The sequence below is a fragment of the Streptomyces sp. NPDC028722 genome (genome assembly GCF_040637655.1).
In the GTDB taxonomy this organism is placed as follows: domain Bacteria; phylum Actinomycetota; class Actinomycetes; order Streptomycetales; family Streptomycetaceae; genus Streptomyces.
Genome location: NZ_JBEZWU010000015.1, coordinates 13,981 through 35,741, shown reverse-complemented (window position 1 = coordinate 35,741; position 21,761 = coordinate 13,981). Strand labels below are relative to the sequence as shown.

The window sequence follows — 21,761 nt, the reverse complement described above, 5'->3', positions numbered from 1 at the left end:
GCGGGGGTGAGGGCTCGCGCGTACCACGCCACTTTAGACGTTGCCCGTACCCCGGCCTTCGCGGGGGTGGGGTCGTGTTGACGGGGCCGTCGGCGGGACACGCCGGACGTGCGTACAGAGGCTCGATTGAGCAGTCAGATGAGCGGCTCCGTATTCATGTGCCACCTGCCTTCCCGGCCGGTCGGGAGGCGGATCCCACCGACTCCCGGCAGTCTGTAAACACTCGAAAAAACGCACGTCCTCACGGGGGTAGGCTCGACAACGGCCGGTGGGCGACAAGCACGCCGGCGGCCGGGTGGGCGTATGCCCCGACGACCGGCGACCGACATGTGGAGAGGAGCCCTGACCCAGGGTGAGCACCAAGCCGACCACCACAGACCTCGAGTGGACCGAGCTGGACCAGCGGGCCGTCGACACCGCCCGCGTCCTGGCCGCAGACGCCGTACAGAAGGTCGGCAACGGCCATCCCGGTACGGCGATGAGCCTGGCCCCGGCCGCGTACACGCTCTTCCAGAAGGTGATGCGGCACGACCCGGCCGACCCGGAGTGGGTCGGCCGCGACCGCTTCGTGCTGTCCGCCGGCCACACGTCCCTGACCCTCTACACCCAGCTCTACCTGGCCGGCTTCGGCCTGGAGCTGGACGACCTGAAGTCCTTCCGGACCTGGGGCTCCAAGACCCCCGGTCACCCGGAGTACGGGCACACCAGGGGCGTGGAGACCACCACGGGCCCGCTGGGCCAGGGTGTCGCCAACGCGGTCGGCATGGCGATGGCCTCCCGGTACGAGCGCGGCCTGTTCGACCCGGACGCACCCGCCGGCGAGTCGCCCTTCGACCACTTCATCTACTGCATCGCCGGTGACGGCTGCCTCCAGGAGGGCATCTCCGCCGAGGCGTCCTCGATGGCCGGGCACCAGAAGCTCGGCAACCTGGTCCTGCTGTGGGACGACAACCACATCTCGATCGAGGGCGACACCGAGACGGCCGTGTCCGAGGACACCGTGAAGCGGTACGAGGCCTACGGCTGGCACGTCCAGCGGGTCGCGGCGCAGGAGAACGGCGACCTGGACCCGAAGGCGATCTTCGCCGCGATCCAGGAGGCCAAGCGGGTCACCGACCGGCCGTCCTTCATCGCGATGCGCTCGATCATCGCCTGGCCGGCGCCGGACGCGCAGAACACCGAGGCCGCGCACGGTTCGGCCCTCGGCGAGGAGGAGGTCGCGGCCACCAAGCGTGTCCTCGGCTTCGACCCGGAGCGGACGTTCGAGGTCGCCGACGAGGTCCTCGCCCACACCCGCGAGGCGCTCGACCGGGGCCGGCAGGCCAAGGCCGAGTGGGAGAAGTCGTTCCAGGAGTGGCGCGACGGCAACGCCGAGCGCGCCGCCGAGTTCGACCGGATCGCCAAGGGTGAGCTGCCCACCGGCTGGGAGGAGAAGCTCCCGGTCTTCGAGCCCGGCAAGGCCGTCGCGACGCGCGCCGCGTCCGGCAAGGTGCTCCAGGCGCTCGGCGCGGTGATCCCCGAGCTGTGGGGCGGCTCCGCCGACCTCGCCGGGTCGAACAACACCACGATCGACAAGAACAGCTCGTTCCTGCCCGAGGGCAACCCGCTGCCCGAGGCCAACCCGTACGGCCGCACGATCCACTTCGGCATCCGTGAGCACTCCATGGGCGCGGAGCTGAACGGCATCACGCTGCACGGCAACACGCGCGTCTACGGCGGCACCTTCCTGGTGTTCTCCGACTACATGCGCAACGCGGTCCGGCTGTCGGCGCTCATGCACCTGCCGGTGACGTTCGTGTGGACGCACGACTCCATCGGTCTCGGCGAGGACGGTCCGACCCACCAGCCGGTGGAGCACCTGGCCTCGCTGCGCGCGATCCCGGGTCTGAACATCGTCCGCCCGGCGGACGCCAACGAGACGGTGATCGCCTGGCGCGAGATCCTCCGCCGCTGGACCAAGGAGTTCGGCAAGGGCCAGCCGCACGGCCTCGCGCTGACCCGCCAGGGTGTGCCGGCCTACGAGCCCAACGAGGGCGCCGCCCGCGGCGGCTACGTCCTGTTCGAGGCCGACGGCGGTGAGGCGCAGGTCATCCTGATCGCCACCGGTTCCGAGGTGCATGTGGCGGTGGAGGCGCGTGAGCAGCTCCAGGCCGACGGCGTTCCCACCCGGGTCGTGTCGATGCCGTCGGTGGAGTGGTTCGAGCAGCAGGACGAGGGGTACCGGGAGTCCGTGCTGCCGTCGTCCGTGAAGGCCCGAGTCGCCGTGGAGGCGGGCGTCGGGCTCACCTGGCACAAGTACGTCGGGGACGCCGGCCGCATCGTCTCCCTGGAGCACTTCGGTGCGTCCGCCGATGCCAAGGTGCTCTTCCGCGAGTTCGGTTTCACGGCCGAGAACGTGGCCGCCAAGGCGAGGGAATCCCTCGCCGCCGCCCAGCGCTGACGCTCACATACGACACGTAGGAGATGTAATTCCATGACAGACGCACTCAAGCGCCTCTCCGAAGAAGGCGTCGCGATCTGGCTGGACGACCTGTCGCGCAAGCGGATCACGTCCGGCAACCTCGCCGAGCTGATCGACCAGCAGCACGTCGTCGGCGTCACCACCAACCCGACGATCTTCCAGAAGGCGATCTCGCAGGGCGACGGCTACGACCAGCAGCTGTCGGACCTCGCCGCCCGCAAGGTCACGGTCGAAGAGGCCATCCGCATGATCACCACGGCGGACGTCCGTGACGCCGCCGACATCCTGCGCCCGGTCTTCGACGCCACCGACGGCCAGGACGGCCGGGTCTCCATCGAGGTCGACCCGCGGCTGGCCCACGACGAGCACGCGACCGTCGCCGAGGCCAAGCAGCTGGCCTGGCTGGTCGACCGGCCGAACACCCTCATCAAGATCCCGGCCACCCTGGCGGGCGTCCCGGCGATCAGCGAGGTCATCGGCCGCGGCATCAGCGTCAACGTCACGCTGATCTTCTCCCTGGAGCGCTACCGCGCGGTCATGGACGCCTACCTCACCGGCCTGGAGAAGGCCAAGGAGCGCGGCCTGGACCTGTCGAAGATCCACTCCGTGGCGTCCTTCTTCGTGTCCCGCGTGGACACCGAGATCGACAAGCGCCTGGACGAGATCGGCACCGACGAGGCCAAGGGGCTGCGCGGCAAGGCGGCCCTCGCCAACGCGCGCCTCGCCTACCAGGCGTACGAGGAGGTCTTCTCCTCCGACCGCTGGAGCGCGCTGGAGAACGCGGGCGCCAACAAGCAGCGTCCGCTGTGGGCGTCGACCGGCGTGAAGGACCCGGCGTACCCGGACACCCTGTACGTCACCGAGCTGGTCGCGCCGAACACGGTCAACACCATGCCGGAGGCCACGCTGGAGGCCACCGAGGACCACGGCGAGATCCGCGGCAACACCATCGCCGGCACCTACGAGCAGGCGCGTGCGGACCTCGACGCGCTGGAGAAGCTCGGCATCGCCTACGACGACGTCGTACGCGTTCTGGAGGAGGAGGGCGTCGAGAAGTTCGAGGCGTCCTGGAACGACCTTCTGAAGTCGACCCAGGCGGAGCTCGAGCGCCTTGCCCCCTCGGAGGGCTGAGTTGTCACCCGTTTCCGGTTCCGGAGCGAACCCGCTTCGTGACCCGGCCGACCGGCGGCTCCCGCGCATCGCGGGGCCGTCGGGCCTGGTCATCTTCGGCGTCACGGGCGACCTGTCCCGCAAGAAACTGATGCCCGCGGTGTACGACCTCGCCAACCGTGGTCTGCTGCCGCCGGGCTTCTCGCTGGTGGGCTTCGCCCGCCGCGACTGGGAGCACGAGGACTTCGCCCAGGTCGTGCACGACGCGGTCAAGGAGCACTCGCGCACCCCGTTCCGCGAGGAGGTCTGGCAGCAGCTCATCCAGGGGATGCGCTTCGTCCAGGGCAGCTTCGACGACGACGAGGCCTTCGAGCGGCTGCGCGCCACCATCGAGGAGCTGGACAAGGCACAGGGCACGGGCGGCAACTTCGCCTTCTACCTGTCGGTGCCGCCCCGTTCCTTCCCGGTGGTCATCCAGCAGCTGAAGAAGCACGGCCTGGCCGACCAGTCGGGCGGTTCCTGGCGGCGCGCGGTCATCGAGAAGCCCTTCGGGCACGACCTGAAGTCGGCCGAGGAGCTGAACAAGGTCGTCCACGAGGTGTTCGAGCCGGAGCAGGTGTTCCGGATCGACCACTACCTCGGCAAGGAGACCGTCCAGAACATCCTGGCGCTGCGCTTCGCCAACACGATGTTCGAGCCGATCTGGAACCGGTCCTTCGTGGACCACGTGCAGATCACCATGGCCGAGGACATCGGCATCGGCGGCCGGGCCGGCTACTACGACGGCATCGGCGCCGCCCGCGACGTCATCCAGAACCACCTCCTCCAACTGCTCGCGCTGACCGCGATGGAGGAGCCCTCCTCCTTCGGCGCGGACGCGCTGGCCGCGGAGAAGACCAAGGTGCTCGGTGCCGTACGGCTGCCGAAGGACCTGGGCCGCAGCACCGTGCGCGGGCAGTACGCGGCCGGCTGGCAGGGCGGCCAGAAGGTCATCGGCTACCTCGAAGAGGACGGCATCGACCCCAAGTCGAAGACCGACACGTACGCGGCGGTCAAGCTGGGCATCGACAACCGCCGCTGGGCGGGCGTCCCCTTCTACCTGCGCACCGGCAAGCGGCTCGGCCGCCGCGTCACCGAGATCGCGGTCGTCTTCCAGCGGGCCCCGCACTCCCCCTTCGACCACACGGCGACGGAGGAGCTGGGTTCGAACGCGATCGTCATCCGCGTCCAGCCCGACGAGGGCATCACGGTCCGGTTCGGCTCGAAGGTGCCGGGCACCTCGATGGAGATCCGGGACGTGTCCATGGACTTCGCCTACGGCGAGTCGTTCACGGAGTCCAGCCCGGAGGCGTACGAGCGGCTGATCCTGGACGTGCTGCTCGGCGACGCCAACCTCTTCCCGCGCACGGAGGAGGTCGAGCTGTCCTGGAAGATCCTCGACCCGATCGAGGAGTACTGGGACGAGCACGGCAGGCCCGCGCAGTACAGGTCGGGGACCTGGGGCCCCGCCGAGGCGGACGAGATGCTCGCACGAGACGGACGGAGCTGGCGCCGGCCATGAAGATAGACCTGACCGACACCACCGCCGGAGAGATCAACAAGGCGCTCGTCAAGGGCCGCCGCGCCATCGGCACCCCCGCCGTCGGCATGGTCCTCACCCTTGTCATCGTCACCGACGAGGAGAACGCCTACGACGCCCTGAAGGCCGCCAACGACGCCTCGCGCGAGCACCCCTCGCGCACGCTGGTGGTCATCAAGCGGGTGTCCCGCGGCCCCCGCGACCGTACGTCCTCACGTCTGGACGCCGAGGTACGGGTGGGCGTGGAGGCGGGCACCGGCGAGACGGTCGTCCTGCGGCTGCACGGCGAGGTCGCCGACCACGCCGACTCCGTCGTCCTGCCCCTGCTGCTGCCGGACGCCCCGGTGGTCGTGTGGTGGCCGGTGGCCGCCCCGCTGGACCCGGCGAAGGACCCGCTGGGCGCCCTGGCCCAGCGCCGGGTCACCGACAGCTATGCCGCCGAGCATCCGGTGCGGGAGCTGTCGGCCCGCGCCGACGCCTACGAGCCCGGCGACACCGACCTGTCCTGGACCCGGATCACGCCCTGGCGCTCGATGCTGGCGGCCGCCCTGGACCAGGTCACCTGCCGGGTGACGGCCGTCGAGGTGGAGGGCGAGGAGTTCAACCCGAGCTGCGAGCTGCTGGCGATGTGGCTCGCGGACCGGCTGGACGTGCCCGTGAGGCGGTCGCTGTCGTCCGGTCCCGGTCTGACGGCGGTCCGCATGGACACCAGTCAGGGGCCGATCGTGCTGGACCGGGCCGACGGCTCGCTGGCCACGCTGACCATCGAGGGCCAGCCGGCCCGCGCGGTGGCGCTGAAGCGGCGGGACACCGCCGAGCTGATCGCGGAGGAGCTGCGCCGGCTGGACCCGGACGACACCTACGCGTCGGCGCTGCGCTACGGCGTGGAACGGCTGACGACGGTTCCGGAGCAGCAGGCGGCGGCCGACGCGCCCGTGGCCGAGCCGCAGCCGGTCGAGGAGGCCGCGAAGGCGCCCGCGAAGAAGGCGGCGGCCAAGACCGCGAAGAAGGCACCGGCGAGGAAGGCGGCGGCGAAGTGAACACACCGCAGCTGGTCGTCCACCGCGACAAGGAGCTGATGGCGCAGGCCGCCGCGGCCCGTCTGATCACGAAGATCGTGGACGCGCAGGCCTCCCGGGGCACCGCGTCCGTGGTCCTCACGGGCGGCCGCAACGGCAACGGTCTGCTGGCCGCGCTGGCGGCGTCGCCCGCGCGGGACGCCATCGACTGGGGACGCCTGGACCTGTGGTGGGGCGACGAGCGGTTCCTCCCCGAGGGCGATCCCGAGCGCAACGTCACGCAGGCCCGCGAGGCCCTGCTGGACTCGGTGCCGCTGGACCCGGAGCGCGTGCACGCCATGCCCGCCTCCGACGGCCCGTACGGTGCGGACGCCGAGGCGGCGGCCGAGGCGTACGCGGCGGAGCTGGCGAAGGCGGCCGGCCCCGAGGACCACGGCTCGGTGCCGTCCTTCGACGTCCTCGTGCTGGGCGTCGGCCCGGACACCCACGTGGCCTCGCTCTTCCCGGAGCTGCCGGCCGTACGGGAGACCGAGCGCACGGTGGTCGGCGTGCACGGCGCGCCCAAGCCCCCGCCGACCCGGATCTCCCTGACGCTCCCGGCGATCCGCTCGGCGCGCGAGGTGTGGCTCCTCGCGGCCGGCGAGGACAAGGCGGAGGCCGTGGCGATCGCCCTGTCGGGCGCGGGCGAGGTGCAGGCACCGGCGGCGGGCGCGCACGGCCGGTCCCGCACGCTGTGGCTGCTGGACACCGCGGCGGCCTCGCAGTTGCCGCGGTCGCTGTATCCACCGGCTTCGCCGTGAGGATGTGACGCTCCACCGGGGCGGCGGGGACTCTCCCGCCGCCCCGGTGCTGTTCCGCCGTCCCGCCGTCCTCCCGTCCCGCTGTTGCGGTGTCCGGAACCCGTCGGAGCCCGGGTGGCCGAGCGCGCCGGGCGGGCCGGGGCCCATCGCCACGCTCCGTGACCGTCCCTCCCCCGTCCGGGTGGTCCGGTCCCCGAGGCGCAGGTGTTTCACCGCTCCCGGGACGTACGCTCCGCTGGTAACCGTCCTCAGAGGCAAGGGAGTTGATGGTGCCGACAGCAGTGGTGGTCGGTGCGGGGCCAGGGATCGGGAAGTCCGTCGCCGACCGGTTCGCGCGGGCGGGCTTCTCGGTCGCGGTGATCGCGCGCCGCAAGGAGACCGTGAGCCGCGTGGCCGCGGAGATCGCAAGCGGCGGCCGGAAGGTCCTGGCGCTCACCGCCGACAGCACGGACGAGGCAGCGCTGCACTCCGCGCTGGACCGGGCCGCGGAGGAACTCGGGCCGATCGACGCGGCCGTCTACAACGCGGCCCTGATCCGCCGGGACGCCCCGGGTGAACTCGACGCGCGGGGGCAGCTGGACGCCTGGGCCGTCAACGTGGTCGGCGCGCTGAGCACCGCCGTCCGCGTGGCTCCGGGCATGGCCGCCCGGGGGCACGGATCGATCCTGGTCACCGGCGGTATGCCCCGTCCCGATCCGGGCTACGTCAGTCTCGGCCTCGGCAAATACGGGCTCCGCACCCTGGTCGGCCTGCTCGATGCGGAGTACGGTCCGGCAGGTGTCCACGTGGCCTCGGTGACCGTGCCCGGGGCGGTCGCCCCCGGCACCGCCTTCGACCCCGACGACATCGCCGAGCACTACTGGCGACTGCACAACCAGCCCCGGGAGGCCTGGGAGCACGAGGTCGTGCACGGCGGCGTCCCCGCGACGTAGCGCACCGGCCGTCTGCACCGGCACGCCATGACGTCAAGAAAGCCTTTCCGGCCGACCTGTCACGGCGTGCCGGTACCCGGTGGCACACCCGGCCCGAACCGGCACACGCGGCTCGATCTCCTCCATCACCACATGCGTGTCGTCCCCGGCCCGCGGCCTGCGGTGTTCCGCGACATGAATTCTCCATTAACTACCCTGCGCACAGGGTGGATGCCCGCCCGGTCGGCAGGCGGTACACAGCGTCAGCCTTTGTGTCTTTGACCATGGCGTGAACGTCACTGCCAGCCGAGCGGGGCGCTGGCACAGAATGTCATGCGGTACTGCTCCTACCCGTTTGCATGGCATCAGGAAAGGAGTTTTCATGCCCCGCTTACGACGAGGCGTAGGCATACCCGGGTCGGTTCCGGCAGGACACCGGTCATGAAGACCGGGCTGATCGACTCACGGGGGCCGGTGCGGGTTCTGCGCACACAGGAGTCGCGGCTGCGGCACAGCTTCCACAGCTGGGGGGACATGGTGGCCGACGCGTGCGGGCCACTGCACGTCTACCGGACGGAGCCCGGTGACTTCCACGGAGCCATCGCCTCCGGCACCTTCGGCACCGTCCAGCTCGCCGCGGTCCAGGCCGGTCCGCACTCCGTCGAGCGCACCGCACGCCTGGCCGGCAAGGCCACCTTCACCCCGCTCTACCTCACCTGCGTCCTGGACGGCGAGGTCCGGCTCAGCCAGGGCGAGCGCACGGCCGTCGCCCGGACCGGCAACCTGTTCTCCTACGACAGCTCCCGTCCCTTCCGCATGTCCATGCGGCGCCCCATCCACATGGTGAGCGTGAAGTTCGACCACCGTCTGGTGGACCTCAGGGCCGGGCTCGAACACCCCCTGGGGGCGGCCGTCTGGTGCGGCGCGAAGGGGGCGAGCGTGCTGCTCGCCGGCCTGCTGCGCAGCGCGGCCCCGCACATGGCCGAGTTCGACACCGCGGTCGCCGACCAGCTGGGCAGCAGTGTCGCCAGCCTGGTCACCGCCGTGTGCGCGGAGAAGCTGGGCACCGCGGGCCGGGATCCCGCCGCGGCCCGCCAGGCGCTGCTGCACCGCGTCAAGACGTTCGCGCGCGCCCGCCTGAACTGTCCCGAACTGAGCCCCGGCCTGCTGGCCAGGAGCCACAACATCTCGCTGCGCTACCTCCAGCTGCTCTTCCAGGAGGAGAACACCAGCCCCGCCCTGTGGATCCGCAACGAGCGGCTGGCACGATGCCGGGACGACCTGGCCGATCCGCGCACCGCGCATCTGACGGTCGCGGGCGTCGCCGAGCGCTGGGGGCTGGACAGCGCGTCGCACTTCAGCAAGCTCTTCCGGGAGCGCTACGGCCTGACGCCCCGCGAGTGGCGCAGGCAGTCCCTGTCGTCGCGCGCCTGATTCCTCCGGGTCGTCTCCCTCCGTCCCCGCATCCCGGGCGCGGTGGTCCGCCGTGGCCGCCGCGCCCGCCCGTGCGCGAATCCGTCAACGCGTATGCGTGCACGCGCCAGGGACGGTGTCCGGAAGTCAGAAGAATGAGGCCGTGCTTTCGCACGGTGCGCATTCCGTTTCTTCACGCAGCGCGGCCGATTCGCACCGGCCGATTCCATCGACTGTTGCCGGAAGAAGGGCAGAAGTCGCCCGCACCATGGAACGGGGGTTCCGTACATGCCGATTCCGACGAGAATGGGAATAGTCGGAGGGGGTGCGTCCGCGGTCTGCCTCCTCGACGCCCTCAGCCGGCACGAGGACGTTCCGCGGTCCGTCACCGTGTTCGATCCGTCCGCGCACCTGTGGCGCGGACGCGCCTATCAGCCGGACTCGGCCGTCCTGCGGGTGAACGCCCCGCCCGAGGACATGACCGTGCGCGCCGGCGATCCGGCCCACTTCGCCCGCTGGCTGACGGCGCGCGAGGTCGTCCTGGGCGCGCAGCCCGACCACGTGGACGCGCGGTCGGGCATCCCGTTCCCGCCGCGTGCCCTCTACGGCGACTATCTGGAGCAGTGCGCCCGCAGCGCGCTGACCCGGCTCGCTGCCCTGGGCAGCCGGATCCAGCTGGTGCGCGAGGCCGTCACCGAGCTGGTCCGCGAGGACGGCTCCCTGCTCGCGTACACCGCGGACCGGGCCGCCTTCGCCCTGGACCACGTCGTGCTGTGCGTCGGCACCGGGGTGCCGGCCGACCCGCACGGTCTCGCCGGCGCCCCGGGCTTCGTCGCCGATCCCTACCCGGTGGTGCGGCAGCTGGCCGGCATCGGTCAACGGGACCGGGTGGTCGTGCTGGGCAGCGGGCTGACCGCCGTGGACGTCGTCCTGTCCCTCACCGCCGCCGGGCACACCGGGGAGGTCGTCCTGGCCTCCCGGCGGGGTGTGCTGCCCGGCATCCGGCAGCGCCCGGTGGAGCACGAGCTGCGGTTCTTCACCGCGGCGCACTTCCGCACGATGGCGGCGCGGGGCGAACGGCTGTCCCTGGACGAGGCCGTCGCCCTCATGCGGACCGAGCTGTCGGCCGCCGGTTCCCGCTTCGACACGGTCACGCGGGAGATCGCCGCGGGCGGCGCCGAGGAGCCCGTCGCCCGGCTGCGCCGGCAGCTCGGCATGGTCGACGACCCCGACCCGGGGCTGCGCATCCTTCAGCGCGCCGTCCCGGACACCGGGCCGGACGTGTGGCCGCTGCTCCCCGAGCAGGACCGGACGCGGCTGCTGCGCGACCACTACCGGACGATCATGAGCCTGTGCTGCCCCATGCCGCCGGCCAGCGCCGCGACGCTGCTCCAGCAGGCGGAGAGCGGGCGGCTCCACGTCCTGCGCGGGCTGGAGCGGATCGACCCCGGACCCGCCGGGGGCTTCCGGGTGCGGGGCGGGGACGGCGTCCGGCACGCCGACGTCGTCGTCAACGCGGTGAGCCCGCCCGCGCACCGCGTCCCGCCGGCCGCCGCCGCACTGATCGACTCGCTCACCGGTCGGGGCCTCGCGTCGCGGCATCCGCGCGGCGGGCTCGCCGTCGCCCGGGCCACCAGCGGACTGCGCACCGGTGGCGGGACCGACCGGCGGATCTACGCCCTGGGCGACCTCGCCGCCGGATCGCTGTTCTTCACCTTCGGGGTGCCCTCCCTGGTGGACCGCGCCGTCGACATCGCCGACGCCGTCCGCCGGGACGCGGCCCGCAGCACCGTCGGGTCCGCGGACTCCATGCAGCCCGTGTGAGCGTGCGGTCCGGCGGCAGCCGGCCGCCGGGCCCGTGCCCCGGCCCGCCCGGGCCGGGCGATCACTGACGATTCGAGGAGTTACCTGATGAGTGACACCACCACGCGTGAACGGGCGGGTTACCTCGCGGACACCCACACCGGGCTGCCGCTGCCCACGGAGCCGGTCTTCGACTCCGTGGCGGACGACCGCAGGCACCGCAAGCAGCGCCTGACCGCCGCCCTGCGGCTGTTCGGCAAGTACGGCTACGGGGAGGGCGTCTCGGGGCACATCTCGGTGCGCGACCCTGAGGACGCGGACCGGTTCTGGGTGAACCCGTTCGGTGTCCCGTTCAGCCGGGTGAAGGTCCGTGACCTGATCCTGGTGGACTCCGAGGGCCGGGTCGTCGAGGGACACCACCGCGTGAACCCCAGCGCGTTCGTGATCCACTCCGCCATCCACCGGGCCGCCCCGGGCGCCACCGCCGCGGCCCACGGGCACACCCCGCACTCGCGGGCCCTCGGCGCGCTCGGCCGGCTGCTGGAGCCCCTCGACCAGGAGTCCGCCGCCTTCTACCAGGACCAGGTCCTCTACGGCGACTACGAGGGCCCGTCCATCAGCCTGGCCCAGGGCGAGGACATCGCCGCCCGGCTTGGCGGCCACCGGGCGATCCTGCTGCGCCACCACGGGCTGATCACCGTCGGCGGCTCGGTGGACGAGGCGGTGCACTGGTTCTTCACCTACGAGGCCGCCGCCCAGGTGCAGCTGCTGGCGGCGGCGGCCGGGCGGCCGGAGCCCATGAGCCACGAGCAGGCGCTGGCGGCCCGCGACGGCTTCGGGGACCGGCACCTGGGCTGGTTCAGCTTCCAGCTGCTGTGGGACGAGATCGTCCACGAGCAGCCCGACCTGCTGGAGGAGTGACCGCGCGGCACCGCCGCCGGTGAGCACCGCGCGGAAGAGGCCGCCCCCCGCGCGGGGGGCGGCCTCGTGCCGTGCCGGGCCCCGCCGCCGGGGTCCGGTACCGGGCGTCAGCCCGCGGACCGTCCGGCCGACTCCGCCGGCCGCTCGCCGAGGACCGCCGGGGGCTGTGCGGCCGGGGCGGCGCCGGTGCGCCGGCGGCCGGCCAGCGCCGCGAGCGGCACCGCGAGGGCCGACACGGCGGCGATGACGATGATCACCCAGGTGCCCTGGTGGTAGCCGGAGAGCAGGGCGGGCCGGTCGCTGACGTCGTCCTCGTTGCCCATGCGCACGGTCACGACGGCGAGCACCACCGCGGCCCCCACCTGGTACCCGGTCTGGAGGATGCCCGCGGCGAGGCCCTGTTCGGACTCGTCGACCCCGTTGGTGGCCTGCACGTTGGCGGCGGTGAAGGCGAACGGGAAGCCGATGCCGATCAGCACCATGCTGGGCAGGATCATCGCCCAGTACGAGGAGCCCTCACCGACCCGCAGGAAGAGCAGGAAGGCCACGGCGTAGGCGAACATGCCGCCGAAGATCGGCCAGCGCAGCCCGGTGCGGCCGAGCCAGTTGCCGGCACGCGGCGCGAAGGTGAGGATCATGAGGCCGATCGGCAGGAAGGCGAAGGCCATCCTCAGCGGGGACCAGCCGCGGTAGGTCTGGAGGTAGAGGCTGCCGACGAACTGGTAGCTCATGTAGGTGCCGAGGATGGCGGCGGCGATCAGGCTGGCTCCGACCAGCGACTTGTTGCGCAGCAGGCCGAGGCGGAGCAGCGGCTGCGGGGAGCGCGACTCGATGACCGCGAAGGCGGCGAGCAGCACGGCCGCGACCGCGAGGACGCCCAGGGTGCGGCCGGAGAGCCAGCCCTCGGCGGGGGCCTGCACGATGCCGTAGACCAGCAGCAGCATGGCGGCGGTGACGGTGATGGCGCCGCCGGCGTCGTAGTGGCGCTTGGTGCCGTCGTGCGCGGGGTCCCTGGGGACCAGCACCAGGGCGCCGATCAGGGCCGCGACGGCGACCGGTACGGAGAGCGCGAAGGTCCAGCGCCAGCTGGCCTGGGTGAGGGCGCCGCCGACGACGACGCCGATGGAGTATCCGACGGCGCCGCAGGCCGTGTAGATGCCGAGGGCGCGGTTGCGCTGCGGTCCCTCGGGGAAGTTGCCGACCACGATGGACAGGGCGGAGGGCGCGGTCAGCGCGGCGCCGATGCCCATCACCAGCCGGCCGACGATCACCACGAAGCCGCTGGTGGCCAGGGAACCGGCCAGCGAACCGGCCGCGAGGACGGTGAGGCCGGTCAGGAACACGCGCCGCCTGCCGAGCAGGTCGGCCATGCGTCCGCCGAGCAGCAGGAAGCCGCCGAAGCCGAGGACGTAGGCGCTCACCACCCATTGCGCGGCGGACGTGCTCATGTCGAACTCGTCCTTGATCTGGGGGGTGGCGATGCCCACCATGATGTTGTCGAGGGCGTCGAGCGAGAAGGCGCCGCACACCACCACGAGCATCAGCCATTCGCGCAGGCCCCAGCGTACGGGCGGCTGCGCGCCCGCGCCGGGTGAGGCGCCGTCCGCCGGGACGTCGTCCGCGATAGCCATGAACCGGATCTCCTTCGGGATTGAACGCCGTCCCGCCGCCGCCCGCCCGGGGGAGGGTGGGCGGGGAGGCGGGTGGACCGTAGAGTCGACGCAGGACGAAGTGGCCGCACGCCCGTCCGTACCGGGGGGAGCGGGCGCCGCGACTTCTGTACTAACCTCTACACATGAAGCTAACGATCGGCTGATCCGCCGTCAAGGAGGGCAAGTGGCCCGCACCGGACGCCCCCGCGCCTTCGATCGCGACGCGGCGCTGCACACGGCCATGCTGGTCTTCTGGGAGCGTGGTTACGCCACCACGTCGACCACCGACCTCAGTGCCGCCATGGGCATCAACCCGCCCAGCCTGTATGCCGCCTTCAAGAACAAGGAACAGTTGTTCCGGGAGGCCGTCGGGCTCTACGAACGCACCGAGTCCGAGGCCTCGCGCCGGGAGATGGACGCCGCGCCCACCGTCCGCGAGGCCGTCGCGGCGCTGCTGCACACGAGCGTCGACCGGTTCACCGCGCAGGACAAGCCGCGCGGCTGCATGATCGTGCTCGCCGCCACCAACTGCACCGAGGACCACGAGTCGGTCCGCGATTTCGCCCTGCGCTGCCGTGCCCGCACCAAGGACATGATCAGGGAGCGCCTCGACGCCGCCAGGGACGCGGGAGAACTCGCCCCGGACACGGACACGGACCGGATCGCCGCCTTCTACGCCACCTTCCTCAACGGGCTGTCGGTCCAGGCGCGCGACGGGGCGGATCGCGCGCAGTTGCACGGCCTGGTGGAGATGGCGATGTCCGCCTGGAACGCCCCGGCCGGTCCCCTCGTCGGCGCCTCGCCGGCCGCCTGAGAGGGCGCGGGTCAGCCGGCGGCCGTGGTCCTCTCCAGCCAGGACCGGGTGGCCTCGGGCGACCTGATGGCCTCCCACATCGTCGCGGGGTGGTTGAAGTTGGCGACGAACGCGTCCGCGACCCGCTGGTCACCGGTGGCCGTCGCGAAGACGGCGCCCAGGTGCTCCGGCGGCGGCCCGATGTTCAGGTTGGACCAGGCGACGACCGGCTCCGCGATCCGCCACAGCTCCTCGCTCGCCCGCTCGGCGAACCCGGCGTCGAACGGGCCGCCGGCCAGGATCAGCCGGGCCAGCTCGAACGCGCTGCGCGAGCCGAGGTTGGCGCCCTGCCCGGTCAGCGGGTCGTTGAGCACCCAGGCGTCGCCGAGGGCCAGCGCCACCCGGCCCGAGGGCAGTGTGGCCCAGCCGCGGCGCACCGTCGGGGTGAGGCCGCCCTGGATCACGTCGCCGGGGCGGATGATCCCGAACTCGCTGTCCGTGATGCGCTCGCGCAGCTCCGGCGCGTACTCGCCGACCAGGCCGAGCAGGGTCTTCTCGAAGCCGGCCCGGTCGCCCGCGTGGTCGTAGGACGCGAGCTGCTCCAGCGGGCCGCCGGGCAGTGCCTCCACCACCATGCCGTGGACCGGCCCGTCGGCGGTGAGGATCCGGGTGGAGAAGATCTCGCCGGCCTCGGAGACCTGGAAGTGGATGTGGCCCGGTTCGACGGGCGCTATGCCGTGGAACAGCCCGGCGGTCAGGATCCGCTGGGGCTCGGTGTACGGCGAGCGCTCCGGGTCACGCGGGAACAGCCCGGTGCGCGCGACGCGCCCGCTCGCCACCACGACCAGGTCGTGGTGGCGGGAGACGCGGTCGATCTCGGCCGCGTCCGGCGCCAGCACCTCCAGCCGGCCGCCGCGCTCCAGGTAGTCGGCGGTCAGCCGCGGCAGATAGAGCCGCAGGTCGATGCCGCTCGCGGGCGCGTCGAGGCGGCCGAGGAAGTGGATGTCCCCGGGTGCGACGAGACGCACGCCGAGGGTGTGGTTCTCCGGCTGGTCCCAGTGGGCGACGCCCAGCTCCCGCTCGCGCCGGACGGTGTGGCCGAAGCGCACCGGGAGGCTGAGCGGGCGGCCGGCGGCGACCTCCTCGGGACTGCGCTCGGCGTAGACCGTGGTGCTCACCCCGGCCTGCTGCAACCGCAGTGCCAGGTGCAGGCCGGAGACGCCTGATCCGACGATGGCGATGTCTGGCATGGTGCTCCTTCGTGGTGGACGTCGTACGAGGGGACGGCGGGGCGCCGGCGCCGGGGCCGCCGCCTCAGCCGAACTGGGGGATGACGTGCTCGGCGAAGAGCCGCAGCGAGCGGCGGGCCCGGTCGGCGGGCAGGCCGGGCGCCCGGCCGAAGAAGATGACCCGTTCCACGTCGCCCAGGGGCTTGACCCGGTCGCGCAGCCCTTCCGCGACGAGGTCGGGCGGGCCCACGAGGAACAGCTCGCGCGGCAGGTCGTCGACGGAGGGCAGGCCGGGGTTGCCGAACCACTCCTGGAACTTGTCGAGCAGGTACCAGTAGTGCTCCCTGATCTCCTGCCAGCCCTCCTCGGCGTCCTCGCAGACGTAGACGCCGGGGGTGACGATGGCCGTGACACCGAACCGGGCCGGGTCGTGGCCGTGCTCGGCGAGGGTCCGCCGGTACAGGTCGAGGATCTCCGGGGAGGTGCCGAGGTCGGGCAGGAACCGCAGGCCGTGCCGGCCGGCCCGGAGCGCGGCGGCCTTCCCGCCGCCGCCGATCCACAACGGCGGGTGGCGGTCGGGCACGGGGGTGACCACGACGTCGTCGACGGTGAAGTGCCGGCCGGAGTGGGAGAACGGCTCGCCGTCCCAGGCCTTGCGCAGGATCTCCACCGTCTCCTCGGTGCGGGCCCCGCGCTCGGCGCGCTCCACGCCGAGGGCCTCGAACTCCTTCTCGCGGTAGCCGGGGGCCAGGCCCAGTTCCAGCCGGCCGCCGGAGAGCAGGTCGGTGACGGCCGCGTCCTCGGCGAGCCGCAGCGGGTGGGTGAGGCTCGCCAGCAGCATGGCGGTGCCCAGCCGGACGCGGCTGGTGCGGGTGGCGATGGCCGCCAGCGCCGGGAAGAGGGAGGGCAGATAGCCGTCGTCGGTCAGGTGGTGCTCGGAGAGCCATACGGACTCGAACCCCAGCTCCTCGGCGTCGGTCGCCAGCGAGAGGTTCTCCTCGTACACCTCGGCCCAGGGCTGCCGCCAGCGCCCGGGGTTGCGGAAGTCGAGCCAGATGCCGAATTTCACGGTTCCTCCTGGGGGTTCGGTCACGGTTCAGCCGGGAGCCGGGGGGCCTGGTCCCGGCGGGTCAGGCTTCGGAGAGGACGCGCAGAGTGCCGTTGACCGACACCAGAGGGGGGCGCCGGTACCGGCCGCCGGTGGCCAGCACCTCACCGATGAGCACGGTGTGGTCCCCGGTGTCGTGCCGGCCGTACAGGCGGCACTCCAGCCAGCCCGGGGCGTCCAGCACCAGTGCTCCGGTACCGGGTCCCGGTGAGGTCGCGCAGGTCAGCAAGGCCCTGGCCCGGGCCTCCCGGTCGCCCTCCAGGGCCTGGGCGAGGTCGACGCCGGCCACGTCGAGGATCGACACCGCCCACACGCCCGTGCCGAGCAGCGTGGTGAGGACGTCGGAGTCGCGGGGGACGGCCAGGGAGACCAGCGGCGGTTCGAGGGAGACGGAGGTGAAGGAGCGGACCACCACCGCGTCGTGCCGGCGCGCGCCCTCCTCCTCCGCGAAGGTCGTCACGACGGTGAGCCCGGTGGCGAACGTACGCATCGTCGCGCTCAGGTCCAGGGACACGTCAGGCCTCTCGTTCGGGGTGCCGCGGCCCACGCCGGGCACCGGGCAGCCGGGCGGCCAGTACCGACCGGCGGAGCTTGCCGGTGGCCGTCCTCGGCAGGTCGTGTTCGGTGAGCGCCTCCACATGGGCCGCGCGGGCGCCGAAGCGGCTCCGCACCCGCTCCCGCACCAGCTCCTCCGCCTCGCCGGGCACGGTCCCGGGGCGGGGCCGGAAGAACACCGCGAGGCCGCCGGCTCCCGCGTCGCCGGCGTCGAGGACGCGGGCGACCGCGGACGCCGGCAGCACGCACGGCAGTTCCTCGACCGCGTCCTCGATCTCGTGGCCGTACCAGGAGCCGCCGTCCGTCTCGACGAGACCGTCGGCCCGGCCCGTCACGACCAGTTCGCCGTCCGCCACGAAGGCGAGGTCGTCGGTGACCAGCCAGCCGTCGGCGGACAGCGGGGCCGGGCGCACCGTGCCGCCCTCCAGGTAGGTGCCGGTCACCGGTACCCCGCTGACCTGGAGCCGGCCCGTGGTGCCCGCCGGCACCACCCGGCCGCGCTCGTCCACGACCCGCACGGACACCCCGGGATGCGGGACGCCGACCGGCACGAAGCGCCGCGGCGGGCCGTCACCGGGCCGGAAGACGCTGTCGACGACTCCCGAGGCGGTCTCCGGCATGCCCCAGCCGGGGTGCACGGCCGTCGGCGGCAGTCCGTGCGGGGCCAGTGCCGCCACGAAGCGGCGGACGACGCGGTCCTTGACCGGTGCGCCGCCGTTCATGACGTAGCGCAGCCGGCTCAGGTCCCAGGACCGGTGCGGCCGGAGCGCGAGCCGGTCGGTGACGACCGCGAAGGCGGGGCCGGGCGCCCAGGTGGTGTCGATCCGCTCGGCGTCGGCCAGGTCCAGCCAGCGCAGCGGGTCGGCCCGGACCCACGCGGTGTCGGCGTGCACCTGGTGGCAGCCGAGGAAGACGTCGCGCACATGGAACATGACGATCCCGCTGACGTGGTCGAGCGGCATCCAGTTCAGGCTGCGGGTGGTGCCGTCCAGTCCGCGGGCGAGGGCCGTGGCGTGGGCTCGGCCGATCACGTTCCGGTGGGTCAGCGGCACCGCCTTGGGCCGGCCGCCGCTGCCCGAGGTGAGCGTGAGCACCGCCGGGTCCTCCGGCCGGGCGGCGGCCGGCCGGAGTGCGCCGGGGCGGGCCGCCCGCAGCGCGCCGACCGGACCGAGCGGGCGCAGCCCCGGCGGCGGTCCGGCGGGGATGTCGTCGCCGACGAGCCACGCCTCCCCCACCGCGTCGGCGGCCTCGGCGAGGCCGTCCGCCCCGGTGCCGGGCGGCAGCGGCAGCGGCACCAGGCCGCCCAGCACACACGCCCAGAAGGCGGTGAGCAGGCCGGCGGTGTCCGCGGTCCGCAGGATCACCCGCGCCCCGGTGGCCGCCCCGGCGGCGGCCAGTGCCGCGTGCACGCGGGCCGCGTCGTCGTACAGCTCGCCGTAGGACCGGCGCGTCGCGGCGCCCTCCCCGTCGATCAGGACGACACCGTGCGGGCTGCGGGCGGCGCGCAGCAGCGCCTCGCCCAGCGTGCGGACCGGCGGGTCGGGCAGCGCCCCGCCGTGCAGCACCGCCGGGGCGGCCGGTGCCGTCGCCGTGCCGGGGCCGGCGGCTGCGGTGCGCGGGTGCCCGCTCATGCCACGATGCCCAGGCTGAACGGGTTGTGCGGGGTGCCGCCGAGCAGGTGCGCGCCGGCCGACTGGAGGACCTGGTCCTGGGCGATGACGTGCTGGCGCATCGTGGTCAGGTCGCGCAGCCACCGGTCCAGCGGCGAGGGGCGGTAGACGGCGGTGGTCGCCATCAGGTCGTAGAGCCGGCTGACGAGGGTGCGGGCCACCCGGAAGGCGTTGACGCGCGCGAGGACGGTGTCCACCCGGTCGTCGGGGCCGAGTTCGCCGCCCGCCTCGATGATCTGCGTCTGCCGGCGCAGGCTGCCGTAGACGGCGTGCCGGGCCGCGCCCAGTTCCATCTCCGACTCCGCGACGGCCAGCTGCACCCGGTAGGTGTCGGCCCAGGGCGTGGCGGTGGCGCGGTCGGTGCGGCCGGCGGCCAGTTCGCGTACGTGGTCCAGGGCGGCCCGGGCCACGCCCAGCGGCACGCCGGGCATGTTGCGCAGGATGGCCTCCGGGGTGGCGTGCGGCCCGGGGACGCGCGGGGAGCCCAGGCTGAAGGAGTGCCGTTCCGGTACGAACAGGTCCTGGGCCTGGTAGTCGCAGCTGCCGCTGCCGGCCAGTCCGGTGGTGCGCCAGGTGTCGAGGACCTCGAACTCCTCACGGCGGGCCAGCATGATGCGCCAGTGGCCCGGTGCCCCGTCCGGTCCGGGCTCCGGCCGGCCGTCCCGGTGGACGAAGCAGCCGGCCACCACCCAGTCGGCGTGGGTGATCCCGCTGCCGAACTGCCAGCGCCCGGTCACCCGGTAGCCGCCGGGCGCCCGCTCCGCCCTGCCCAGGGGCAGGATCAGTCCCGCGGTGATGATGTCCGGGTCGCTCAGTTCGTCGCGGGCGACGGACTCGGGCAGGAACTGGGCGTACAGCGGCGTGTCCATGCCGATCATGGCGCACCACGCGGCGGAGGCGTCCCCGCGGGCGAGGGTCTCCACGACCTCCGTCTGCTGGACGGAGTCGAGTCCCGGGCCGCCCTGCTCGACCGGCACGCCCATCCGGAACACCCCGGCGTCACGGAGCTGCTGGACCACCGCGGGCGGCAGCCGGCGGGCGCGTTCGATGTCCTCGGAGGCGGCCCGCAGCACCGGGACGAGGTCCCGGGCCCGGCGGAACAGTTCGTCCGCGGTGACGGGCCGGGAGGTGGCGGGGCGCCCGGTGGCAGGCGCCTGTGATGTGACCATGCGAAGTCCCCTGTCTCACTCGTGTCCGGTGGTGTCCGGCGGTCAGCGGTAACGTCCCGCGGCGATGGCGTTGTTCGGGTCGAGCACTGCCTTGAGCCGGCGGGTGAGGGCGACGGCCGCGGCGTCGACGGCCAGCGCGTCCCGCTGTCCGGCGTGGTCGACGTCCAGCCGGTACGGCGCGAAACCGGCGTCGGCGAACGACGCGTACAGCAGGTCCAGCGCCCGGTGCGCCCGCGCGGCCGCGTCGTCCTCGTGGGGGAACTTCATCGCCACCACGCAGTCGATGAGGTCGGGACCGAGCAGGTGCAGGGTCGCCGAGAGCCGTACGCCGGTGGCCTGCGCCGCTTCCCGCAGCAGCCGGTCCGCGTGTGCGACGGCCTCGCCGGTGAACGGCAGCAGGGGCAGGAAGAACAGGAACCCGGCCTCCGGGTCGACCTTGTCGGCGCCCACGCCCATCTTGGCGCGGAAGAGGGTGTCGGTGATGTCCGGGTCACCGGCGTACGCGCGTTCCACCAGGCGGGTCACCTCGTGGTGGGGGCGGGCCGGGTCGGCGCCGTCGGTGGCGGAGATCTCGGTGAACAGGCCGGAGCGGCGCGCCTCCGCGGTCAGGATGCCGGTGAGGGCCGCCACCGACTCGGCGGTGCCGTCGACCGGCAGGTGCACCGCCCACTCCCCCTCGGCGCCGCCGTACGACGCCCCGGCCGCCGGGTCGTAGATCCGCGGGACGCCCCGGGTCAGTCCCTGGGCGACCCAGCGGCGCACGGTGTCGGTGACCTCGGCGAGCGCCGGGGCCGGGAAGCCGAGGCGGGTCACGCGCAGCGCCTCGGGCCGGGCGGGCAGCCGGATCACGGCCGCGGTGACCACGCCCAGGTTGGACTGGACGAAGAGCGGCAGCGTGGAGGGGCCCAGGCCGTGGGGGTAGACCGGCGCGGTGCGTCCCGCGCCGGGCCACCAGCCCACCCGGACCGTCTCGCCGCCGGGCAGGACCACCTCCAGGCCGGCGAGGTCCTCGGTGCGCTGGCCGCGCAGGCCGACGCCGCGGTCGAGGGCGTTGCCGATGATGCTGGTGGCCGCGGCGGAGACGGTGACGTTGACCATCCGGGGGGTGTGGGCCAGCAGCCGGGAGAGCCCTCCCTGGGTGACGCCCGGTTCCACGACGGCCCAGCCGGCGTCCAGGTCCAGGGCCCGCACCCGGTCCAGTCCGCCGAGGTCCAGGACCACGGCGTCGTCCTCGGCCGGTTCGCGGGAGCCCAGGCCCCAGTTGCGTCCCGTGCTGATCGCGTGCAGGCTCCCGGAGTCCGGTTCGCGGGAGAACAGCTCCACGATCTCGCCGACCTGCTCGGCGGTGGTGGGTCGCAGCACGGCGGCGACCCGGCGGGAGCGGAAGAGGCTGGTGTTGGGGCCGAGGAGCCGGGTCCGCGCGGCGTCGCCCGCGGGGCGCGCCACCCGCTCCTCGCCCAGGACGCGGCCGGCCGCGTCGAGCGCGGCGCGCAGCGCGGCGGACCCGGGGACGGAGCCGGTGGCGACGGGGCTGTCTACGGCTGTGGACAGTTCGGACATGCTGGTCT

At 73.3% G+C, this 21,761-nt stretch carries 17 protein-coding genes; 10 read left to right on the top strand and 7 right to left on the bottom strand.

Features of this window, described 5'->3' with window-relative positions; all coding sequences use genetic code 11:
• Window positions 1-352: 352 nt before the first annotated feature.
• From tkt to AB0F03_RS22560, 9 genes are all read left to right on the top strand, one after another.
• Complete coding sequence (tkt, locus tag AB0F03_RS22600) at window positions 353-2,440, top strand: transketolase (protein WP_361994831.1); 2,088 nt, start codon at window positions 353-355, stop codon at window positions 2,438-2,440.
• A 33-nt stretch (window positions 2,441-2,473) separates the two neighbouring features.
• Entirely contained in the window at window positions 2,474-3,592 is a 1,119-nt protein-coding gene (tal, locus tag AB0F03_RS22595) for a transaldolase (RefSeq protein WP_361994828.1), read from the top strand.
• A gap of 1 nt (window position 3,593) precedes the next feature.
• Entirely contained in the window at window positions 3,594-5,132 is a 1,539-nt protein-coding gene (zwf, locus tag AB0F03_RS22590; protein ID WP_361994825.1) for a glucose-6-phosphate dehydrogenase, read from the top strand.
• Complete coding sequence (gene opcA, locus AB0F03_RS22585) at window positions 5,129-6,190, top strand: glucose-6-phosphate dehydrogenase assembly protein OpcA (RefSeq protein ID WP_361994822.1); 1,062 nt, start codon at window positions 5,129-5,131, stop codon at window positions 6,188-6,190. Before zwf ends, opcA begins: the two co-directional genes overlap by 4 nt.
• Complete coding sequence (gene pgl, locus AB0F03_RS22580; RefSeq protein WP_361994819.1) at window positions 6,187-6,969, top strand: 6-phosphogluconolactonase; 783 nt, start codon at window positions 6,187-6,189, stop codon at window positions 6,967-6,969. The genes opcA and pgl overlap by 4 nt, the downstream gene beginning before the upstream one ends.
• 266 nt (window positions 6,970-7,235) lie before the next feature.
• Entirely contained in the window at window positions 7,236-7,901 is a 666-nt protein-coding gene (locus AB0F03_RS22575; RefSeq protein WP_361994816.1) for an SDR family NAD(P)-dependent oxidoreductase, read from the top strand.
• A 420-nt stretch (window positions 7,902-8,321) separates the two neighbouring features.
• Window positions 8,322-9,314 (top strand): helix-turn-helix domain-containing protein, encoded by a 993-nt coding sequence (locus AB0F03_RS22570; protein ID WP_361994813.1) that lies wholly within the window; start codon window positions 8,322-8,324, stop codon window positions 9,312-9,314.
• 285 nt (window positions 9,315-9,599) lie between these two features.
• Window positions 9,600-11,117 carry an FAD/NAD(P)-binding protein gene (locus tag AB0F03_RS22565; protein WP_361994810.1) on the top strand — a complete coding sequence of 506 codons (1,518 nt, stop codon included), beginning with the start codon at window positions 9,600-9,602 and terminating at the stop codon, window positions 11,115-11,117.
• 87 nt (window positions 11,118-11,204) lie between these two features.
• Window positions 11,205-12,017: a class II aldolase/adducin family protein gene (locus AB0F03_RS22560; protein WP_361994807.1), complete on the top strand. Its 813-nt coding sequence runs from the start codon at window positions 11,205-11,207 to the stop codon at window positions 12,015-12,017.
• Window positions 12,018-12,124: 107 nt separating this feature from the next.
• On the opposite strand, the gene AB0F03_RS22555 is transcribed toward AB0F03_RS22560, so the two are convergent.
• Window positions 12,125-13,648, bottom strand: a complete 1,524-nt coding sequence (locus AB0F03_RS22555; protein ID WP_361994805.1) for an MFS transporter — start codon at window positions 13,646-13,648, stop codon at window positions 12,125-12,127.
• Between the two features lie 205 nt (window positions 13,649-13,853).
• On the opposite strand from AB0F03_RS22555, the gene AB0F03_RS22550 reads away from it, so the two are divergent.
• Entirely contained in the window at window positions 13,854-14,483 is a 630-nt protein-coding gene (locus AB0F03_RS22550; RefSeq protein ID WP_361994802.1) for a TetR/AcrR family transcriptional regulator, read from the top strand.
• A gap of 11 nt (window positions 14,484-14,494) precedes the next feature.
• On the opposite strand, the gene AB0F03_RS22545 is transcribed toward AB0F03_RS22550, so the two are convergent.
• The 6 genes from AB0F03_RS22545 to AB0F03_RS22520 all read right to left on the bottom strand — a co-directional run bounded on the left by AB0F03_RS22545 (window position 14,495) and on the right by AB0F03_RS22520 (window position 21,753).
• Window positions 14,495-15,712, bottom strand: a complete 1,218-nt coding sequence (locus tag AB0F03_RS22545; RefSeq protein ID WP_361994799.1) for a styrene monooxygenase/indole monooxygenase family protein — start codon at window positions 15,710-15,712, stop codon at window positions 14,495-14,497.
• A gap of 64 nt (window positions 15,713-15,776) precedes the next feature.
• Entirely contained in the window at window positions 15,777-16,760 is a 984-nt protein-coding gene (locus AB0F03_RS22540; RefSeq protein ID WP_361994796.1) for an LLM class flavin-dependent oxidoreductase, read from the bottom strand.
• Window positions 16,761-16,821: 61 nt separating this feature from the next.
• A complete protein-coding gene (locus AB0F03_RS22535; protein WP_361994794.1) occupies window positions 16,822-17,313 on the bottom strand; it encodes a flavin reductase family protein in 492 nt (163 codons plus the stop codon).
• 1 nt (window position 17,314) lies between these two features.
• On the bottom strand, window positions 17,315-18,985 hold the full coding sequence (locus AB0F03_RS22530) for an AMP-binding protein (protein WP_361994791.1): 1,671 nt from the start codon (window positions 18,983-18,985) through the stop codon (window positions 17,315-17,317).
• Window positions 18,982-20,193 carry an acyl-CoA dehydrogenase family protein gene (locus AB0F03_RS22525; protein WP_361994788.1) on the bottom strand — a complete coding sequence of 404 codons (1,212 nt, stop codon included), beginning with the start codon at window positions 20,191-20,193 and terminating at the stop codon, window positions 18,982-18,984. The genes AB0F03_RS22530 and AB0F03_RS22525 overlap by 4 nt, the downstream gene beginning before the upstream one ends.
• Before the next feature lie 42 nt (window positions 20,194-20,235).
• Window positions 20,236-21,753: an FAD-binding oxidoreductase gene (locus AB0F03_RS22520; protein ID WP_361994785.1), complete on the bottom strand. Its 1,518-nt coding sequence runs from the start codon at window positions 21,751-21,753 to the stop codon at window positions 20,236-20,238.
• Window positions 21,754-21,761 lie beyond the last annotated feature (8 nt).

Bases quoted from the DNA above. Each gene is read 5' to 3' on its own strand.
- AB0F03_RS22565 (WP_361994810.1), top strand. From the start codon at position 9,600: ATGGGAATAGTCGGAGGGGGTGCGTCCGCGGTCTGCCTCCTCGACGCC.
- AB0F03_RS22555 (WP_361994805.1), bottom strand. From the start codon at position 13,648: ATGGCTATCGCGGACGACGTCCCGGCGGACGGCGCCTCACCCGGCGCG.
- opcA (WP_361994822.1), top strand. From the start codon at position 5,129: ATGAAGATAGACCTGACCGACACCACCGCCGGAGAGATCAACAAGGCG.
- AB0F03_RS22525 (WP_361994788.1), bottom strand. From the start codon at position 20,193: ATGGTCACATCACAGGCGCCTGCCACCGGGCGCCCCGCCACCTCCCGG.
- AB0F03_RS22570 (WP_361994813.1), top strand. From the start codon at position 8,322: ATGAAGACCGGGCTGATCGACTCACGGGGGCCGGTGCGGGTTCTGCGC.
- tal (WP_361994828.1), top strand. From the start codon at position 2,474: ATGACAGACGCACTCAAGCGCCTCTCCGAAGAAGGCGTCGCGATCTGG.
- AB0F03_RS22520 (WP_361994785.1), bottom strand. From the start codon at position 21,753: ATGTCCGAACTGTCCACAGCCGTAGACAGCCCCGTCGCCACCGGCTCC.
- AB0F03_RS22545 (WP_361994799.1), bottom strand. From the start codon at position 15,712: ATGCCAGACATCGCCATCGTCGGATCAGGCGTCTCCGGCCTGCACCTG.
- AB0F03_RS22560 (WP_361994807.1), top strand. From the start codon at position 11,205: ATGAGTGACACCACCACGCGTGAACGGGCGGGTTACCTCGCGGACACC.
- AB0F03_RS22575 (WP_361994816.1), top strand. From the start codon at position 7,236: ATGGTGCCGACAGCAGTGGTGGTCGGTGCGGGGCCAGGGATCGGGAAG.
- AB0F03_RS22530 (WP_361994791.1), bottom strand. From the start codon at position 18,985: ATGAGCGGGCACCCGCGCACCGCAGCCGCCGGCCCCGGCACGGCGACG.